Origin of the sequence: Pseudomonas sp. MH9.3, from assembly GCF_034354675.1 — a bacterium.
Taxonomy (GTDB): Bacteria; Pseudomonadota; Gammaproteobacteria; order Pseudomonadales; family Pseudomonadaceae; genus Aquipseudomonas.
Window position 1 is genome coordinate 328,781 of record NZ_CP133785.1, and the last position, 3,298, is coordinate 332,078.

Genomic DNA, 3,298 nt, shown 5'->3' on the forward strand with positions numbered 1-3,298 from the left:
GGCTGCGTAGCAGCCCCAATAAGTTCAACCTGGTCTTCCTGAAAGAACGTGGCGTTTGGTTTTAGGGCTGCTTCGCAGCCCAACGCGGGGCAAGCCCGCTCGCCACAATAAGTAGCAGAATTTAAAGAGAACCGGCATGACCGATATTCCACATTTCCCGCTGTCCGCCGTCGTCGGCGCCGACGACCTGAAGCTGGCGCTGTGCCTGGCCGCCATCGACCCGAAGATCGGCGGTGTGCTGATCGAAGGTCCGCGCGGCATGGCCAAGTCCACCCTGGCCCGTGGCCTGGCGGACCTGCTCGCCAGCGGGCAGTTCGTCACCTTGCCCCTGGGCGCCACCGAAGAGCGGCTGGTCGGCACCCTCGACCTCGACGCGGCGCTGGGCGAAGGCCGCGCGCAGTTTTCCGCCGGCGTGTTGGCCAAGGCCGATGGCGGCGTGCTGTATGTGGATGAAGTCAACCTGCTGCCCGACCACCTGGTCGACCTGCTGCTGGACGTTGCCGCCAGCGGCACCAACCTGATCGAGCGCGATGGCATCTCCCACCGGCATGCGGCCCGCTTCGTGCTGATCGGCACCATGAACCCGGAGGAGGGGGAGTTGCGCCCGCAGCTGCTCGATCGCTTCGGGTTCAACGTGGCGTTGAGCGGCTACACCTTGCCGGCCGAGCGTGGGCAGATCATCCGCCGCCGCCTGGATTTCGACAGCGACCCCGCTGCCTTCTGCGCGCAATGGGCCGAGCCCCAGGCCGCCTTGCGCGCGCGTTGCACCCAGGCGCGTGAGCGGCTGGAGCGTATTGCCCTGGATGATGAGGCGCTGGCGCAGATCACCGAGCGCTGTTTCGCCGCCGGTGTCGACGGCCTGCGCGCCGACCTGGTCTGGTTGCGCGGCGCCCGTGCCCATGCAGCCTGGCGCGGCGCCGATGCCATCGCCGAGGAAGACATCCAGGCCGTGGCCGAGTTTGCCTTGCGTCATCGCCGTCAGCAGCAATCCCCACCGGCGAGCCCGCCCGGTCAAGGCCAGTCTGCGCAGCCGTCGGACACCTCGCCGGGCCAGGGCCAGTGGGGCGACCTGCCCGCACCGGCACTGCCCACCGGCGCGCGCCGCGAAGTGCCCACCTGGCCAAAAAAGCCCTAGGCATCCGCCCTCGACCTGACCCGGGGGCGGATGCACGGCCCCGAGCGGGCAGAGTCACCAGCGGCAGGCACGGCAAGGCGCGCGACGCAGAGCAGGGCACGGTCAACTGGCCGGGCACCCTGCTCGGCGGTCGCCCGCATTCGCGTGAGGATTTACGCTTCCAGCAGCGCAATCGAGCGACCCATGAGCTGTGGCTGGTCATCGTCGACGCCTCGGCCTCCACCCGACGGCACAGCGCACTGACCGATGCCAAGGGCCTGCTCGCGCAGTTGTTCGATGACGCTTACCGGCAACGGGCGCGCATGGCCTTGCTGACCGCCAGCGGGCCATCGCCGCAGTGGCAGGTACAAGGCCTGAAAGCCGCCAAGGGCCTGGCCGACTGGCTTGCGCAACTGGGCGCCGGCGGCGGCACGCCCTTGCTCGCGGCATTGAGCGAGGCCGCGCAGTGGCTGCAGGTGCGGCGCAAACGTCATCCCACTGAGCAGCAACGCCTGTTGATCATCACGGATGGCCGACTCAAGGCCATCGATCAACTGCCCCAACTCGACTGTCCGGGCTTGCTGGTGGATATCGAACGCGGTCCGATCCGGCTGGGAAGGGCGCAACAGCTGGCAGACGGATTGAACCTGGACTATCAGCATATCGACGCCAGGTAGCGCTGCAGAGCATCCTGTGTAAGCCGTTTCAATCTGTGGCGAGCGGGTCCTGTGGGTGCGGGGCTTGCCCACGAAGGCGATTTTTCGGTGTACATATCCGTTTCTGCGGTAACGGCGACTTAAGGTTCCGCTCTTACAGCGGGTCACTTTTGTAAAGGCACAAAAGTAACCAAAAAGCCTTCGCCCCAACACTCGGCACCTCGCTAATGCTCGGTGTGCCCGAACGCAGGCTTGAATCCGTGGGCCGCCGCAATGGGCCATCCCTGGCCCAGTTCGGCTAACCCGGCGTCCTGCCGGGTTACCCACGGATTCAAGCCGGCGCTCGGCCAGCGTGTTTGACGGGGCGCTTCCAGATCAAAAGCAAAAGCGCGGCGGCCCGAGAGCCGACCTAAATGGTCTGCCGAACGAGGTACAACATGTGGGAGCGGGCTTGCCCGCGAAAGCGGTGGGTCAGCCAGCGTCAATGTTTGCTTGGCCAACGCCTTCGCGGGCAAGCCCGCTCCCACATTTGATCTGCGTCGCTATGAGCATAGCGCTCTCTTAACTGACTGGCATCAGGGCTTGCCCTAATGCCGTTCAGTTAAGCGCAGCTCCCCTGTGGGAGCGGCAGTGCGACGATTCGACTTGCCCGCGAAAGCGGTGGGTCAGTCAACGTCAATGTTTGCTGGGCCGACGCCATCGGGAGCAAGCCCCCTCCCACATTTTGTACCTCGTTCGGCAGACCATTTAGGTCGGCTCTCAGGCCGCCACGCTTTTGCTTTTGCTTTTGCTTTTGATCTGGAGCGCCCCGTCAAACACGCTGGCCGAACGCAGGCTTTGGAGCGTGGGTAACCCGGCAGGACGCCGGGTTAGCCGCGCTGGGCCAAGGATGGCCCATCGCGGCGGCCCACGCTCCAAAGCCTGCGTTCGGGCACACCGAGCCCGGGCGAGGTGCCGAGTGTTGGGGCAAGAGCCCTTTTGGTTACTTTTGGCTGGGCCGGCATTCCGGGCTCTTTTCCAAAAGTGACCCGCCGTCAGGGCGGAACCCTAAGTCGCCGTTACCGCACAAACCGATATGTACACCGAAAAGTCGCACGGCTCGTTGCTTCGAGCATCACGTTGGCTTAACTGAACGGCATTAGGGCTTGCCCCGCGTTGGGGTGCGAAGCGCCCCCAATCCAGCAAAACGCGGTGTACCTGATACGGCTCAGCGCCTGATTTTGGGGCTGCTGCGCAGCCCAACGCAGGACAAGCCTGCTCGCCACAGGGACTCTGCGCTTAACTGACTGGCATCAGGGCAAGCTCGCTCTCCACAATAAGCCTCAAGTGAAACCTTTTCCCATTCCGCTTGTCCCCGCTTCCCATGTCACCTCCCGCCTGCCAAATCCCTTAATTTTCCAAGCCTGCCGGAAGCCTCTTCAGGTCCCCGGCTGCGCCCGCTATTTCAAGGCGCCCAGCACGCCCGATTCAAACGGCAGCTGAAAACGGACTTTCTTCTCCCCCGTGACTTATCAGGCAGGTTACCCCC

General features: G+C 64.6%; 2 protein-coding genes. Both read left to right on the forward strand.

All coding sequences use genetic code 11. The annotated features are described in order from the left end of the window. Positions 1-136 precede the first annotated feature (136 nt). Positions 137-1,135, forward strand: coding sequence for an ATP-binding protein (locus RHM60_RS01415; RefSeq protein WP_322213360.1), 999 nt, complete (start codon positions 137-139; stop codon positions 1,133-1,135). Then, on the forward strand, positions 1,060-1,791 hold the full coding sequence (locus RHM60_RS01420) for a vWA domain-containing protein (RefSeq protein WP_231421812.1): 732 nt from the start codon (positions 1,060-1,062) through the stop codon (positions 1,789-1,791). The genes RHM60_RS01415 and RHM60_RS01420 overlap by 76 nt, the downstream gene beginning before the upstream one ends. Positions 1,792-3,298 lie beyond the last annotated feature (1,507 nt).